Annotated in this window: 12 protein-coding genes and 1 tRNA gene; 2 read left to right on the top strand and 11 right to left on the bottom strand. The window is 71.4% G+C overall.

The genetic code is table 11. The features are described 5' to 3' along the window. Positions 1 to 561: 561 nt before the first annotated feature. From GQQ92_RS14480 to topA, 5 genes are all read right to left on the bottom strand, one after another. Positions 562 to 637 (bottom strand) — tRNA-Thr (locus GQQ92_RS14480). Between the two features lie 80 nt (positions 638 to 717). After that, on the bottom strand, positions 718 to 2,295 hold the full coding sequence (locus GQQ92_RS14475; RefSeq protein WP_157000012.1) for an alpha/beta hydrolase: 1,578 nt from the start codon (positions 2,293 to 2,295) through the stop codon (positions 718 to 720). Next, a complete protein-coding gene (locus GQQ92_RS14470) occupies positions 2,292 to 3,491 on the bottom strand; it encodes a DNA polymerase III subunit delta' (RefSeq protein WP_157000011.1) in 1,200 nt (399 codons plus the stop codon). The genes GQQ92_RS14475 and GQQ92_RS14470 overlap by 4 nt, the downstream gene beginning before the upstream one ends. A gap of 55 nt (positions 3,492 to 3,546) precedes the next feature. Further along, positions 3,547 to 4,167 (bottom strand): dTMP kinase, encoded by a 621-nt coding sequence (gene tmk, locus GQQ92_RS14465; protein WP_157000010.1) that lies wholly within the window; start codon positions 4,165 to 4,167, stop codon positions 3,547 to 3,549. Further along, on the bottom strand, positions 4,164 to 7,034 hold the full coding sequence (gene topA, locus GQQ92_RS14460; protein ID WP_157000009.1) for a type I DNA topoisomerase: 2,871 nt from the start codon (positions 7,032 to 7,034) through the stop codon (positions 4,164 to 4,166). The genes tmk and topA overlap by 4 nt, the downstream gene beginning before the upstream one ends. 213 nt (positions 7,035 to 7,247) lie before the next feature. Between topA and GQQ92_RS14455 the strand changes: the two genes are divergently transcribed. Continuing rightward, complete coding sequence (locus tag GQQ92_RS14455; protein ID WP_157000008.1) at positions 7,248 to 7,484, top strand: ubiquitin family protein; 237 nt, start codon at positions 7,248 to 7,250, stop codon at positions 7,482 to 7,484. 74 nt (positions 7,485 to 7,558) lie between these two features. On the opposite strand, the gene GQQ92_RS14450 is transcribed toward GQQ92_RS14455, so the two are convergent. From GQQ92_RS14450 to GQQ92_RS14430, 5 genes are all read right to left on the bottom strand, one after another. Then, positions 7,559 to 7,954, bottom strand: a complete 396-nt coding sequence (locus GQQ92_RS14450; protein WP_157000007.1) for an Rv3654c family TadE-like protein — start codon at positions 7,952 to 7,954, stop codon at positions 7,559 to 7,561. Continuing rightward, positions 7,954 to 8,262 (bottom strand): TadE family type IV pilus minor pilin, encoded by a 309-nt coding sequence (locus GQQ92_RS14445; RefSeq protein ID WP_157000006.1) that lies wholly within the window; start codon positions 8,260 to 8,262, stop codon positions 7,954 to 7,956. The genes GQQ92_RS14450 and GQQ92_RS14445 overlap by 1 nt, the downstream gene beginning before the upstream one ends. A gap of 16 nt (positions 8,263 to 8,278) precedes the next feature. Then, the gene (locus tag GQQ92_RS16995) at positions 8,279 to 8,572 is read right to left on the bottom strand and encodes a DUF4244 domain-containing protein (protein ID WP_372493390.1); all 294 of its coding nucleotides are present in this window, start codon (positions 8,570 to 8,572) and stop codon (positions 8,279 to 8,281) included. A gap of 61 nt (positions 8,573 to 8,633) precedes the next feature. Further along, positions 8,634 to 9,653 carry a type II secretion system F family protein gene (locus tag GQQ92_RS14435; protein ID WP_157000004.1) on the bottom strand — a complete coding sequence of 340 codons (1,020 nt, stop codon included), beginning with the start codon at positions 9,651 to 9,653 and terminating at the stop codon, positions 8,634 to 8,636. After that, positions 9,650 to 10,654: a TadA family conjugal transfer-associated ATPase gene (locus GQQ92_RS14430; protein WP_232057709.1), complete on the bottom strand. Its 1,005-nt coding sequence runs from the start codon at positions 10,652 to 10,654 to the stop codon at positions 9,650 to 9,652. Before GQQ92_RS14430 ends, GQQ92_RS14435 begins: the two co-directional genes overlap by 4 nt. A gap of 703 nt (positions 10,655 to 11,357) precedes the next feature. Here GQQ92_RS14430 and acs point away from each other — a divergent pair. Beyond that, a complete protein-coding gene (gene acs, locus GQQ92_RS14425; RefSeq protein ID WP_157000002.1) occupies positions 11,358 to 13,310 on the top strand; it encodes an acetate--CoA ligase in 1,953 nt (650 codons plus the stop codon). Between the two features lie 67 nt (positions 13,311 to 13,377). Here acs and GQQ92_RS14420 read toward each other — a convergent pair whose 3' ends face one another. Then, positions 13,378 to 14,424 (bottom strand): glycerophosphodiester phosphodiesterase family protein, encoded by a 1,047-nt coding sequence (locus tag GQQ92_RS14420; RefSeq protein WP_232057708.1) that lies wholly within the window; start codon positions 14,422 to 14,424, stop codon positions 13,378 to 13,380. Positions 14,425 to 14,493: the final 69 nt, after the last annotated feature.

The raw sequence follows: 14,493 nt of genomic DNA, 5'->3' as shown, positions 1-14,493 counted from the left end.
GGTCTTGCCGGGCTTCGACTGCCAGCCGGGTCGCGCGCTCACGCAGCTCGTCCGGATACTTCTTGGGTGTTGCCATGACTCTCATCCTCCGTGAGATCAGAGCCTCCACCGAACCCGGGGCGCATCACGACGCCGCTGACAGACACAGCCCCCGTCGCGACATGCTTTCCCGAATCGGAGAAGCTATTCCCGAGCCCCAGGGATGCAACTGTAAGTGGTGCACCAATCATGCAGCTTCGTGTGTTCCAATCCGCCATGCAGCTGGCTCCGGCGGAGACGAGCCCGGCGCCCGCTGCCGCTACGTCTGCGACAGGCGCAACGCGGGGAAGACCCTCGCAAACACCACCGTAGCAAGCCTTGCATAACCCCCAATATCGCCGACAGCGCCCGCAAAGGCGAGCAACTTGCGTTTGTTACTTTTGGCCAGCGCTTTGGAGTATTCGGCAAGTCGAGCCGACTCGTACACGAGTCGTCGGACACGGCTCTCAAGCGATAAGCGCCGACCACATGAATCTCTTCTCCCTCTACGAGGGGGCGAGATCCGCGGACTGGTCCAGAAGATGGAGCCGCCTGTGGGAATCGAACCCACGACCTTCTCATTACGAGTGAGACGCTCTGCCGACTGAGCTAAGGCGGCGTGCATTCGATCGAGGCTCGAGAGCACCGATCGGCACGAGAGACCATGTTACCGGATCTCGGAGGCGTTGATGACCACCCTCAGCAGGTCAGCCCGTCGGCGGGCACCGTGCCGTCGACGAAGTACGCCTCGACCGCGTCGCCGACGCAGTCGTTCGACTTGTTGTAAGCGGTGTGGCCCTCGCCCTCGTAGGTGACGAGCACGCCGCTGTCGAGCTGGTCGGCGAGCGAGACCGCCCACGTGTACGGCGTCGCCGGGTCGTTCGTGGTGCCGATGACGACGATGGGCGCGGCTCCCTCGGCGTGGATCGGCGCGCGCTCGGCGGTCGACGCGACCGGCCACTGGATGCACCCGAGGTCGCCGTACGAGAAGTACGGCCCGATGACGGGCGCTGCGGCCGCGATGCTCGCGGCCTTCTCTCGCATGACGGCCACGTCGGACTGGTAGGCGTAGTCGAGGCAGTTGATGGCGAGGAACGATTCGGTCGAGTTGTCGCTGTAGGTGCCGTCGGGGTTGCGCCCGTAGTACCCGTCGGCGAACGAGAGTGCGGCGTCGGCATCGCCGAGCATGACCGCGTCGAACATCTGGCTGAGGTACGGCCACGAGTCGGCGCTGTAGAGCGGGTACACGATGGCCGTGACGAGCGTGTCGGCGCCGACCTCGCGGCCGTCGCTGCCCCGGATGGGACTCGCGTCGACCGAGGCGAGAAGCCGGCTGATCTCGTCCATCGACTCGTCGACGGTGCCGCTGAACGGGCAGTCGGCGCCCGCGAGGCAGTCGGCGAGATATGCGCGCATGGCGGACTCGAAGCCGACGGCCTGCTCGCGCGAGACGTCCTCTTCTTTCGCGGCGGGGTCGATGGCGCCGTCGAGCACGAGGCGGCCGACGCGATCGGGGAACAGGCCCGCGTAGGTCGCGCCGAGGAACGTGCCGTACGAGTAGCCGAGGTAGTTGAGCGCGTCGTCGCCGAGGGCCGCGCGCAGCATGTCGAGGTCGCGGGCGGCGCTCTGCGTGTCGATCTCGCCGAGCAGGTCGCCGGTGCCCTCGCCGCACGCGGCGCCGAAGTCGGTCTTGACCTGCAGGGTGTTCTGGATCCACTCGTCGCTGCCGCGCTCGCCCGGCACGATGTCGAACAGGAACGAGTCCATGTCGGCCGGGTCGTAGCAGGCGACCGCAGAGGACCTGCCGACGCCGCGGGGGTCGAACCCGACGACGTCGAAATGCTGCTGCAGCGGCTCGCCGACGGCGTAGTCGAGCGAGTCGGCGATGAAGTCGTAGCCCGAGCCGCCCGGGCCGCCCGGGTTCACGAGCAGCGACCCGAGGCGCTCGCCCGTGGCGCGGTGCCGCACGAGCGCGAGGTCGATCTCGCCGGCCGACGGGTCGCTCCAGTCGAGCGGCGCGGTGGCCGTGGTGCATTCGAGCCCGTCGCCGCACCCTTGCCAGGCGAGCACCTGGCCGTAGAACGGCTCGAGCTCGGCGTCGACCTGCTCCCCGGTGGGCGTCGACTCCGCCTTCTGCGGCTGCAGGAAGGCGGGCACGCACGCGGTGAGCGCGAGCAGCACCGAGAGCGAGGCGGCGATCGCGGCGGCACGGACGCCGGCCCGCGGCATCCGGCCCTCGGAACCCCGTCGCGAGACGCGAGTGGATGAGTCGGTCATGCGGCTCCTCGTTCGGAATCGGGGCGTCGGATCGCGGAGACGAGCATGGCCTCGAGCGCGAGCGCCGGTGCCACGTTGCCCTCGATGCGTTCGCGCGCCTCTTGGATCGCATCGAGCGTCGCGAGGGTTCGCGCCGGAGCAGCGGATGCCGCGGCGCCACGCAACGCGTCGATCATCTCGCGGTTGACGAGCTCGACCTCGGCGTCGAGCTGCAGCAGCAGCACGTCGCGGTAGAGGGTCGCGAGGTCGACGAGGATGCGATCGATGCCGTCGCGCAGGCTGCGGGTGGCGCGGCGCTTCTGGTCGTCTTCGAGCGCCTTGATCTGCGGGCGCAGCGCCGACGGCACGGCCTGCCCCGGGGCGATGCCGAGCGAGTGCAGGGCGTGCTCGCGTTCTTCGGCGTCGCGGAGCGCGGTGATCGCCTTCGCGTCATCGCCCGCGATCTCGAGGTAGCGCGCCGCGGTCGAGACCGCGGTGGCGGCCGATCGCACCTCGAGCGCGAGCCGCAGCGTCTCGGCGCGCCGCCGGCGGGCCTCGTCGCTCGTGGCGAGCCGGTGCGCCATGCCGATGTGGCTCTGCGCCTCGCGGGCGCAGCGCTCGGCGAGGTCGGGATCGATGCCGTCGCGCCGCACGAGGAGGGCGGCGACGTCGGCGACGCTCGGCATGAGCAGCCGCACGGAGCGAACCCGCGAACGGATGGTGGGGATGAGGTCGGCCTCGCTCGGCGCGCACAGGATCCAGACGGTGCGCTCCGGCGGCTCCTCGAGCTCCTTCAGCAGGAAGTTCGACGTCTGCTCGGTCATGCGATCGGCGTCTTCGACGATGATCACGCGGTGCCGCCCGATCGACGGCGCGTAGTGCGACCGCTTCACGATCTCGCGCACGTCGTCGCGCTTGATGATGACGCCCTCGGTCGCGAGCACGTGCAGGTCTGGATGGCTGCGTGCCTCGACCTGGATGCGGGTCGTGTCGTCGCCGTCGGGCCGGCCGGAGATGAGCGCCACGGCGAACGCGTACGCCAGGTTCGAACGCCCCGACCCCGGGGGCCCGGTGATGAGCCAGGAGTGCGTCATCTGCTGCGAGCCGCCGACCTGATCTGCGGATGCCTCGCGGCTCGCGCCGCCCGCCGACTCGGCGGCCGCGCGGAACACCGCGATCGCGGCATCCTGACCCGTCAACTCGCTCCACACGCTCACGGCACCACGCTACCCTTCGGCGCCGACACCGACGACGCCGCGGCCGAGCGCACGGTCAGAGCAGCGTCGAGACGCGCGCGCGCACCGCCTCGGCGATGGCTTCGACGGGCTGCGCCGCGTCGACGACGAGGAAGCGCTCGGGCTCCGCGGCGGCGAGCGCCAAGTACGCCGAGCGGACCCGGTCGTGGAATTCGGATGCCTCGGCCTCGAGCCGGTCGTACCGCGTCCGCGCTCCGTCGAGCCGCTCCCGGGCCGACGCCGCGTCGAGGTCGAGCAGCACGGTGAGGTCGGGCAGCAGCCCCTCGGTCGCCCACTCGGAGAGCCCGCGCACGGCCTCGGGGTCGAGCACCCGTCCGGCACCCTGATAGGCGACCGACGAGTCGATGTAGCGATCCTGGATGACGACGTCGCCGCGCTCGAGCGCCGGGCGCACGAGCGTGGCGACGTGATGCGCGCGGTCGGCCGCGTAGAGCAGGGCCTCGGCGCGCGGGGCGATGTCGCCGCGGTGGTGGAGCACGATCTCGCGCACCTCGACGCCGACGTCGGTGCCGCCGGGCTCGCGGGTGCGCACGACCGCGCGGCCCTGCGCGACGAGCCAGGACTCGAGCAGTTCGGACTGGGTGGTCTTGCCGGTGCCGTCACCGCCCTCGAGGGTGATGAAGACGCCGCGGCTCACGCGTCGCTCGGCTTCGTCGGCGCCTTTCGGACCGCGGGCTTCTTCGCGGCCGACGTGGTCGACGCCTTGGCCGCCGCGGTGGTCTTCGGGGCGGCCTTCTTGGCGGCGGGCTTCTTCGCGGCGGGCTTCTTGGCGGCGGGCGCCTTCTTCGCCCGCGGCGCGGCCGGTCCCTTGTCGCGCTTGATCTGCAGCAGTTCGACGGCGCGCTCGAAGGTGATCTCCTCGACCGACTCCGAACGCGGGATCGTGGCGTTCGTGGTGCCGTCGGTGACGTACGGGCCGAACCGGCCGTCCTTGACCTTGATGGGCTTGCCGCTCACCGGGTCTTCCGCGAACTCCTTCAGCGCGCTCGACGCGCGGCGCGCACCGTACTTCGGCTGGGCGAGGAGTTCGAGCGCACCGGCGAGGTCGAGGTCGAAGATCGCGTCCTCGCTCGGCAGGGTGCGGGTCTCGGCCGCCTTCTTCAGGTAGGGGCCGTACCGGCCGTTCTGCGCGGTGATCTCCTCGCCCGACTCGGGGTCGAGGCCGACGACGCGCGGCAGGTCGAGGAGCTTCAGCGCGGTCTCGAGGTCGACCTCCTCGATCTGCATGCTCTTGAAGAGCGACGCCGTGCGGGGCTTGACCGCCGCGGGCTTCTTGGCGCCGCGCTTGGGCTTCGGGGCGTCGACGACCTCGCCGGTCGCGGGGTCGACGGTCGCGGCATCCGCTTCGGGGGCCGGCTCGAGCTCGGTGACGTACGGACCGAACCGGCCGTCCTTCACCACGATCTCCTTGCCGTTGGCGGGGTTGGTGCCGAGCACGCGGTCGGTCTGCACGGGCGCGTCGACGAGTTCCTGCGCCTTGGCCGGCGTGAGCTCGTCGGGCGCGAGATCGAGCGGGAGATTCACCCGACGCGGGGTCGCGTCGGCCGCGGCATCCGGGTCGACCGTCTCGAGGTACGGGCCGTACTTGCCGATGCGCAGGGTGATGCCGTCGGTGATGCGGATCGAGTTGATCTCGCGGGCGTCGATGTCGCCCAGGTTGTCGACGACCTGACGCAGGCCCCGGTGCGTGTCGCTGCCGAAGTAGAACCCGTTCAGCCAGTCGACCCGGTCGGCCTCGCCCGAGGCGATGCGGTCGAGGTCGTCCTCCATCTCGGCGGTGAAGTCGTACTGGACGAGGTCGGCGAAGTGCTCCTCGAGCAGGCGAACCACCGAGAAGGCGATCCAGCTGGGCACGAGGGCCTGGCCGCGCTGCGTGACGTAGCCGCGGTCGATGATCGTCGAGATGATCGACGCGAACGTCGACGGGCGGCCGATGCCCAGCTCTTCGAGGCGCTTGACGAGGCTCGCCTCGGTGTATCGCGGCAGCGGGCTGGTCTCGTGGCCCTTGGCCTCGACGTGCTCGAGGGAGATCTCCTGCCCCTCCTTCAGCGGCGGCAGCTTGGCCTCGCCCGACGCGTCTTCGGCGTTGCGCTCCTCGTCGCGTCCCTCTTCATAGGCGGCACGGAAGCCCGGGAAGGTGATCACGGTGCCGCTCGCGGTGAATTCGGCGATCGTGTCGGTGATGACGGCGGTCGCCGTCTCGGGAGCAGCGGCATCGGATGCCGTGGGGCCGACCTCGATCGTGACGGTGGCCGTCTGGCCCTTCGCGTCGGCCATCTGCGACGCGACGGTGCGCTTCCAGATGAGGTCGTACAGCTTGAACTCGCTGCCGCGGAGCACGCTCGCGAGCTCGGACGGCGTGCGGAAGACCTCGCCCGATGGGCGGATGGCCTCGTGCGCCTCCTGCGCGTTCTTCGACTTGCCGGTGTACACACGGGGTGCCGACGGGATCGAGTCCGCCCCGTACAGCGCGGTCGCCTGCGCGCGGGCCGCGTCGATCGCCTGCTTCGAGAGCGAGACCGAGTCGGTGCGCATATAGGTGATGTAGCCGTTCTCGTAGAGCGACTGCGCGACCCGCATGGTGTCGCGTGCGGAGAGGCGCAGCTTGCGCCCGGCCTCCTGCTGCAGCGTCGACGTGGTGAACGGCGCCGCGGGGCGGCGGGTCCACGGCTTCTGCTCGAGCTTGGAGACGACGGTGCGCACGCCCGGTGCGCGCAGCGCCTCGGCGAGCGCGAGCGCGGTCGGCTCGTCGAGCACGGCCGCCTTCGACTTCAGCTTGCCGAGGTCGTCGAAGTCGCGGCCGGCGGCGATGCGCTCACCGCCGAGTCGCACGATCTTCGCGTCGAAACCCGAGGCGGATGCCGCGGGCGCGAAGCGCCCCAGGAGGTCCCAGTACTCGGCGGAGACGAACGCGAGGCGCTCGCGTTCGCGGTCGACGACGAGCCGGGTCGCGGCGGACTGCACGCGGCCGGCGGAGAGGCCGGGTCCGACCTTGCGCCAGAGCACGGGCGAGACCTCGTAGCCGTAGAGACGGTCGAGGATGCGGCGCGTCTCCTGGGCGTCGACGAGCGCGGTGTCGAGCTCGCGGGTGTTGTCCTTCGCGCGCTGGATCGCGTCTTTGGTGATCTCGTGGAAGACCATGCGGCGCACGGGGATCTTCGGCTTCAGTTCCTGCAGCAGGTGCCACGCGATGGCCTCGCCCTCGCGGTCCTCATCGGTTGCGAGCAGGAGTTCGTCGGCGTTCTTCAGCGCCCGCTTGAGTTCGGCGACGGTCTTCTTCTTCGAGTCCGAGACGACGTAGTAGGGCTCGAAGCCGTTGTCGACGTCGACGGAGAACTTGCCGAGCCCGCCCTTCTTCAGCTCGGCCGGCAGGTTCTTCGGCTCGACGAGGTCTCGGATGTGACCGACCGACGAGAGCACCTCGTAGCCGTCGCCCAGGTATTGGGCGATCGACTTCATCTTGGTCGGAGACTCGACGATGACCAGTTTCTTCGCGCCTGACACCAGACTCCTCTGTATTCCGTGATGGAGATCGCACGCGGACCGCGCCCCCGAGCGGTGTGCCGCCGGGAGACCGAATGCTCCCGACAAGCCACACCATACACAGTTCAGCCGGGAGCGCACCGATTCGCCGACCGTCGCGACGCGACGCACGGCCCGCGGGAACACGCTTCGCAACCCCTTGCATTCCGCCCGGAGCGGAGGAGAATCATCCTCATGGACACCTCTTCCACGAGCACCTACACCGCCAAGCTGATCGACGGTCCGCTCGAGGGCAAGACGGTCGCGACCGCCTTCCTCGATTCGGGCGACCCCCAGCCGAGGCTCGAACTCAACGTCGAGCAGGGCAAGCACTACATCTATAGCCGAGGCGCCGGACTCGAGTTCAGCGCCGACGACGACGACCGCCCCACGGCGGTCGAGTACCGCTTCATCGAGACCGTCTTCGAGTGATCCGCCCCGGGCGCCGCTGACGCGCCCGACGGCCGCCGTTAGACGTCGATCCGCCGTCCGATTCACCGTCCGGTTCACCGGCCGGTGCCCGGCGGTCCGGCTCGGGCGGATGCCACGGGTTCGACCCCCGGCACGCGGCCGCGCACGGCGACCGAGACCTCGCTGACCGGCCCGTCGACCGAACAGACGACCAGTCGCGCCCCGTTGCGGGCGGCGACGCGCTCGGCGGCTTCGCACGGAACCCCGACGACCGCGCCGGAGAGGGTGTCGGCCGCGGCGAGCGCCGCCGCGTCGGCTGCTGCCGCCGCCCGCCGGGCATCGACATACGACGACACGATGCCGAGCGTGAGCGTGGTCAGCAGCACTACGGCCGCGAGCAGGCCCACCGCGACGACGCTCGCCGCGCCACGTTCGTCGGAGGACCGACGAGTTCGGCCGGGGCGCCCCGGCTCGACGGGGACCGAGCCCATCATCGTCCGCCGGACATCGCGCACGAACCGCTGCTGAGCCGCACGGGGGCGAGCAGTCCGCCGCCCGAAGCCCCCAGCGTGACGCACGCGAAGTCGCCGTCGTCCGATGCGGCGAACGACGAGGGCCCGGCGATGCGCGCGGCGATGCGGGATGCCTCGTCGACGGTCTCGCCCCGGCCGAGCGCCCGGGCTGCCGCGGCTGCGGCGTCGGTCAGGCGCACCTCGAGGCTGACGAGGTGCACGGCCCCGAGGCAGATGGCGAGCACGAGCATGATCGCGGGCAGCGCGACGGCGAATTCGGCCGTCACGCTGCCGCGATCGCGGTCAGCCGACGGTGAGCGCGTTGCGCACGAGGTCGGTGAGGATGCCGCGCACCTCCTCTCCGCGCAGGATGACGACGAGCAGGCCGGCGAAGCCGACCGCGGCCATCGTGGCGACCGCGTACTCGGCCGTGGCCGCGCCGCGCTCGACGGCGAGCATCGCTCGCAGTCCTCGCATCCGGTGCGATCGGCCGCGGCCGCGCAAGGCGCGTCCGGCGCTTGCGACGGGCTCGGGGCCGCCGGTCGGCGCAGTCCCGTCGACGGGTTCCGGGGCGGTGCGACAGGTGGTGATGGACATGGAACGGTTCCTTCCGGTGGGGCCGGCTCGCCGGCGTCTGGGTGGCACGTCTTGGCGTCGTTCACGCGGCACCGCCGAGGGTGCCCGTGACGACGGAGATGAGGAGCGGTGCGACGCCGAGCAGCACGAAGGCCGGCAGCACGCACACGCCGAGCGGGAGCATGAGCCGCACGCCGAGCGCAGCCCCTCTCGTCGCGGCTTCGGTGCGGGCGATGCGCCGCAGCCGACGCGCCTCCGCCCGAAGAAGGTCGACGAGCGGCGCCCCGGCGCGTTCGGCCAGCGCCACCGTCTCGACGACGGCGCCTTCGCCCCTGACCGGGATGCGTTGCGCGGCGAGCGCGTCGACGACGCATCGGCGCGCCCGCTCGACGGACGCCCCGCCCGCCATCGCGATCGCGAGGAGCTCGAGCTCGAGTCCGGCGCCGTCGTCGAACGCCGCGGCTCGGGCGGCGAGGGAACGGCTCCAACGGCGCGCGACCACGAGGAACGCGACCCCCAGCACGAGGCAGATCAGGCCCACAGGGTTGCCGAGCAGCACCGTGGCCGTGTCGAATCCGAGCACGGAGCCGAATGCGAGCGCGACGAGCGGCAGCGCGAGCACCATGCGAGCGCTGGCGGTGGGGCCGGCGAGCGAGGTGCGGATCTCGCGGCGCAACTGCGCCTCGTCGCGGAGCGCCGCCCCGAGTTCGCGCAGGCTCGTGGTGAGCGGCGCCCCGGACTCGCTCGCGACCGCCCAGGCCGCGGCGAGCACGGCCCAACCCCCGGCACGTTCACGCCGACCGGCGGGCCCGCGCGCCTCGCGCGCCTCGCGCCCGTCCGACGGCGCCGAAGGCCCCTGGGCGCGGATCGCCTCGTCGAGGGCGAGCGCGATCGGCTCCCCGCGCCCGGCTGCGGATGCCGCGGCCGCGAGCATGTTCGAGCCGCCGGCCTCCGACAGATACCGCCAGGCCGTGGCCGACGGGACGCCGGCCGAGAGGAGCACGGCCAGTCGCTCGACGACGGCGGCGACCTCGTCGACCTCGGCCGCATCGTCGGGTCGCGGCCGGAGGAACGGCAGGCGCGTGCGGAGCCGGGCGATCATCGCGCCGTCTCCCCCGTGCCCAAAGCCTCGACGGCGAGCGCCTCGCCGTCGAGCCGCAACCGACCGATTCCCGCGACGCGGCGACGGCCGTCGACGCGTTCGAGATGCACGACGAGGTCGAACGCGCTCGCCGCCTGCCGCGCGACGGCGGCGGGCGGCATGCCCGCGACCGAGCCGAGCGCCTCGAGCCGGGCCGCGACGTCGCCGAGGGAATTCGCGTGCAGGGTTCCGGCACCGCCGTCGTGGCCCGTGTTCAACGCCGACAGCAGCTCGCGCAGTTCGGCGCCGCGGCACTCGCCGACGACGAGCCGGTCGGGCCGCATGCGCAGCGCCTCGCGCAGGAGCGCGTCGAGCCCGACCCGCCCGGTGCCCTCGATGTTGGCCTGCCGGGCCTCGAGGCTGGCCACGTGCGGATGCGCGATCTGCAGCTCGGCGACGTCCTCGATCACGACGATGCGCTCGTGCGGCGGGGCCTCGGCCAACAGCGCGGCGAGGAGGGTCGTCTTGCCGGTGCCGCCCGCGCCGGTGACGAGCAGGTTCTTCCGCGAGGCGACCGCTTCTCGCAGGATCCGCGCCCCCTCTGCGTCGATCGCCTCGGCGCGCACGAGCGAATCGAGGGTGAACCCGCCCGGCCGCGGGATCCGGACGGAGAGCAGGGTTCCCTCGGCCGCGAGGGGCGGGAGCACGGCGTGGATGCGGATGCCGCGACCGAGGCGCACGTCGACGGCCGGCGTCGCCTCGTCGATGTGCCGCCCGCCCTTCGCGATCAACCGCACCGCGAGGGCGCGGACGACCGACTCCTCGGCGACCCACTCTGGCCGATGCTCGGCGCCGCGGCCGCGGTCGACCCACAGCCCGGCGGCGCCGTTGACGAAGAGGTCGGTGACGTCGGCGGATGCCGCGAACGGTGCGAGCGGTCCGAGAGCGTCGAGTTCGTGGGGCTCGAGGCGGGCGGCGACGGGCGCGACGATCGGCCCGGCCGCCGCCGCCTGCGGAGGCACGGTTCTCGGGGCCGCCGCGTGCAGAGGCCCGGCACTCGGTGCCGGCGCGTGCGGCGGCCCCGCCTGCGCGGGAACCGTCGCCCCCTCGTCTGACGGACGACGCGTCGAAGACTCGAGGAGCGGCAGCCCCGGCAACGGCGGCCCGAGCGTCGGCGGAGCGAACGCCGAGGCCGCGAACGGCTGATCACGCGCATCGAGCGGGGCCAGCCACGAGGGCGAGGCGACGTAGGGAACGGGCATGCGTCGACGGTACGAACGGCGGGGGCCCCGCGGCATCCGATCGGGCCCGGAAATGGAAAGAGCCTCCTCCACACCGTTGTGGAGGAGGACTCGTTTCTCTCAGCGCCGCCCGCGGACGGCTCCCTTAACGAAAGGGGGCGGCACCCATTGGGGGGAACAGGTGCCGCCTCGGCAGCACAAGGATTGGGGGGAATCGCGAGTGCTGCAGGCCGCAGAACGATGTCTGGGCGGTACTCAGCATACGGCCTGACGATGCCAACGCAAGTACTTTTTGTCCTCATTTGTGCGGACATACAGATTTCTCTGCGCAAAGGCACAGTAATGGTGGAATCGCGCCAAGGGAAGGGGCCGACGCACCGAGTCTCCGACACCGTGCGAAACCCGCTCCACGTGGGAGGTAGGGTGCTTCTTGGGGCAGGCGACCCACCGATGATCCGTATCGCGAAGGAGCGACTGAAGAACCATGACCGTTCAGATCGATCACGCGCTCGAGGAGATCAGGCGATTCCGCCCGAGCCCCGAGTTCGCCGCCAACGCCGTCGCCGACGCCGGCCTCGCCGAGGCTGCGCAGGCCGACCGGCTCGGCTTCTGGGCCGACCAGTCCCGAGAGCTCCTCCAGTGGGAGAAGCCGTTCACGAAGACCCTCGACTGGTCGAACCCGCCCTTCGCGAAGTGGTTCGAAGACGGCGAGCTCAACGTCGCCGTCAACTGCCTCGACCGCCACGTCGAGGCCGGCAACGGCGACCGCGTCGCCCTGCACTGGGTCGGCGAGCCCGGCGACACCCGCGACATCACCTACGCCGAGCTGACCGACGAGGTCAAGCGCGCCGCGAACGTGCTCACCGAGCTCGGCGTCGGCTCGGGCGACCGCGTCGCCATCTACCTGCCGATGATCCCCGAGGCCGTGGTCTCGATGCTGGCCGTCGCCCGCATCGGCGCGATCCACTCGGTCGTGTTCGGCGGGTTCAGCGCCGACAGCCTCGCCTCGCGCATCGACGACGCCGAGGCATCCCTCGTCATCACCGCCGACGGCGGGTACCGCAAGGGCAAGGTGTTCCCGCTGAAGCCCGTCGTCGACGAGGCCATCGGCAAGTCGGTCGCGGGCTCGGTCAAGAACGTGCTCGTCGTGCGCCGCGGCGAGAACGAGGTCGCCTGGAACGACCGCGACCTCTGGTGGCACGACACCGTCGGCGCCGCGTCGAACGAGCACGAGGCCGAGAGCTTCGAGGCCGAGCACCCGCTGTTCATCCTCTACACCTCGGGCACGACCGGAAAGCCGAAGGGCATCCTGCACACGAGCGGCGGATACCTCACGCAAGCCGCGTTCACGCACAAGAACGTGTTCGACCTGCACCCCGAGACCGACGTCTACTGGTGCACCGCCGACATCGGCTGGATCACCGGGCACTCGTACGTCGTGTACGGCCCGCTCGCGAACGGTGCGACGCAGGTGCTCTACGAGGGCACCCCCGACACCCCGCACCCCGGTCGCTGGTGGGAGATCATCGAGAAGTACCGGGTCTCCATCTTCTACACGGCACCGACGGCCATCCGCTCGTTCATGAAGGCCGGGCGCCACATCCCGCAGGCGTTCAACCTGCGCTCCCTCCGCCTGCTCGGCTCGGTCGGCGAGCCGATCAACCCCGAGGCCTGGATCTGGTACCGCCACGTCATCGGCGGCGGCTCCATCCCGGTGGTCGACACCTGGTGGCAGACCGAGACCGGCGCGATCATGATCTCGGCGCTGCCGGGCATCACCGACCTCAAGCCGGGCAGCGCCCAGGTCGCGATCCCGGGCGTCTCGATCGACATCCTGAGCGACGACGGCACGCCCGTCGAGGGCGTCGACGGCGGGCTGCTCGTCGTGACGGAGCCCTGGCCCTCGATGCTCCGCGGCATCTGGGGCGACCCAGAACGCTTCAAGGAGACGTACTGGGAGAAGTTCGGCGACAAGTACTTCGCCGGCGACGGCGCCCGCCGCGACGAAGACGGCGACATCTGGCTGCTCGGCCGTGTCGACGACGTCATGAACGTCTCGGGGCACCGCCTCTCGACCGCCGAGATCGAGTCCTCCCTCGTCGCCCACCCCTGGACGGCCGAGGCCGCCGTCGTCGGCGCGGCCGACGAGACCACGGGGCAGGCCGTCGTCGCGTTCGTGATCCTCAAGGCGAGCCAGGCTGAGCGGGTCACCGATCTCGCGGCGGCGAGCGACGAGCTGCGCAAGCACGTCGCGACCCAGATCGGCGCCATCGCGCGCCCCCGGCAGGTGTTCATCGTGAACGAGCTGCCGAAGACGCGCTCGGGCAAGATCATGCGCCGCCTCCTGCGCGACCTCGCCGAGGGCCGCGACATCGGCGACACGACGACGCTCGCCGACACCTCGATCATGCAGACGATCAGCGACCAGGTGAAGTAGGCGCACGCCTCGAACGACGGATGCCGCGGCCGGGAGGCTTCTCCCGCCGCGGCATCCGTCGTCTGCGTCAGCCCCGGCCCGCGGCGAGCGCCCGAGCCTCGACCCCGAGGTCGGGGTGATCGACGAAGATCCCGTCGACGCCCGTCGCGAGCACCGCGCCGAACGCGCCGAGCCAGTCGCCCCACGCGGCCTTGCCCTTGCCGCGTCGGTACGCGGCCGGCAGGAACCGGTTCTCGGGCCGGAGCGTCCAGGTGAACACGCCGAGTCCGGCATCGTGGGCGGTGTCGACGAGCGCGCGACCGGCGAGCGGGCCGGGCGCAGCGGCATCCGCACCGGAGCCCTCGAGGAGCCGCGCCACGCCGACGCTGACGCCGTCGAAGCGGCCCGCGAGCGAGCGCAGGCCCTCGCGCGTCACGAAGGCGTCGTAGGAAGGCGCCGCCGAACCGGCCGAGCGGATGAGATCGGCGGGCGCGCCCGACCCCTCGATCAGCAGTACGCGAGCACCGCGGATGCCGCGCGCCCCGAGCTCGTCGAGCACGGTCGGCTCGAACGCCTCCATCACGAGGCGGTCGCCGCCGTCGCCCCATCCGGCGGCCTCGAGCTCGGCCGCGAAGAGCTCGTCGAGGGGCAGCCCGATTCCCGCGAAGTACGACGCGTGCTTGAACTCGGCGACCATGCGGAGCACGCGCCCGGCGTCGTCGGCGGCACGGTCGACGAGTTCGAAGAGCTCGCGCAACCGGATCACCGGGTAGCGTCCGTCGAAGCTCGCGCTCGCGTGGCGGAGCGCGCCGAGCCGTTCCCTGGCTCGCAGGGTCGACAGCTCCGCCCAGGTGAAGTCCTCGGTGAACCAGCCCGTCAGCGGGGCGCCGTCGATCTCCCGAGTGGTGCGCCGTGCGGCGAACTCGGGCCGGGACGCGACATCCGTCGTTCCCGAGATCTCGTTCTCGTGCCGCAGCACCAGCACGCCGTCGCGGGTCGCGACGAGGTCGGGCTCGACCGCGTCCGCGCCGAGCGCGAACGCGAGTTCGTAGGCCGAGCGGGTGTGCTCCGGACGGTACCCCGACGCGCCCCGATGGCCGATGACGAGCGGATTCGGCATGGATTCGTCCGTCATGCGCCTCAGCGTAACCGTCGGTGCGGGCGGCGACGGCGGAAATCCGCGCCCATTCACGGCATCATCACG

Origin of the sequence: Agromyces terreus (genome assembly GCF_009749465.1) — a bacterium.
Classification (GTDB): Bacteria; Actinomycetota; Actinomycetes; order Actinomycetales; family Microbacteriaceae; genus Agromyces; species Agromyces terreus.
This window is presented reverse-complemented; position numbering and strand designations above follow the sequence as displayed.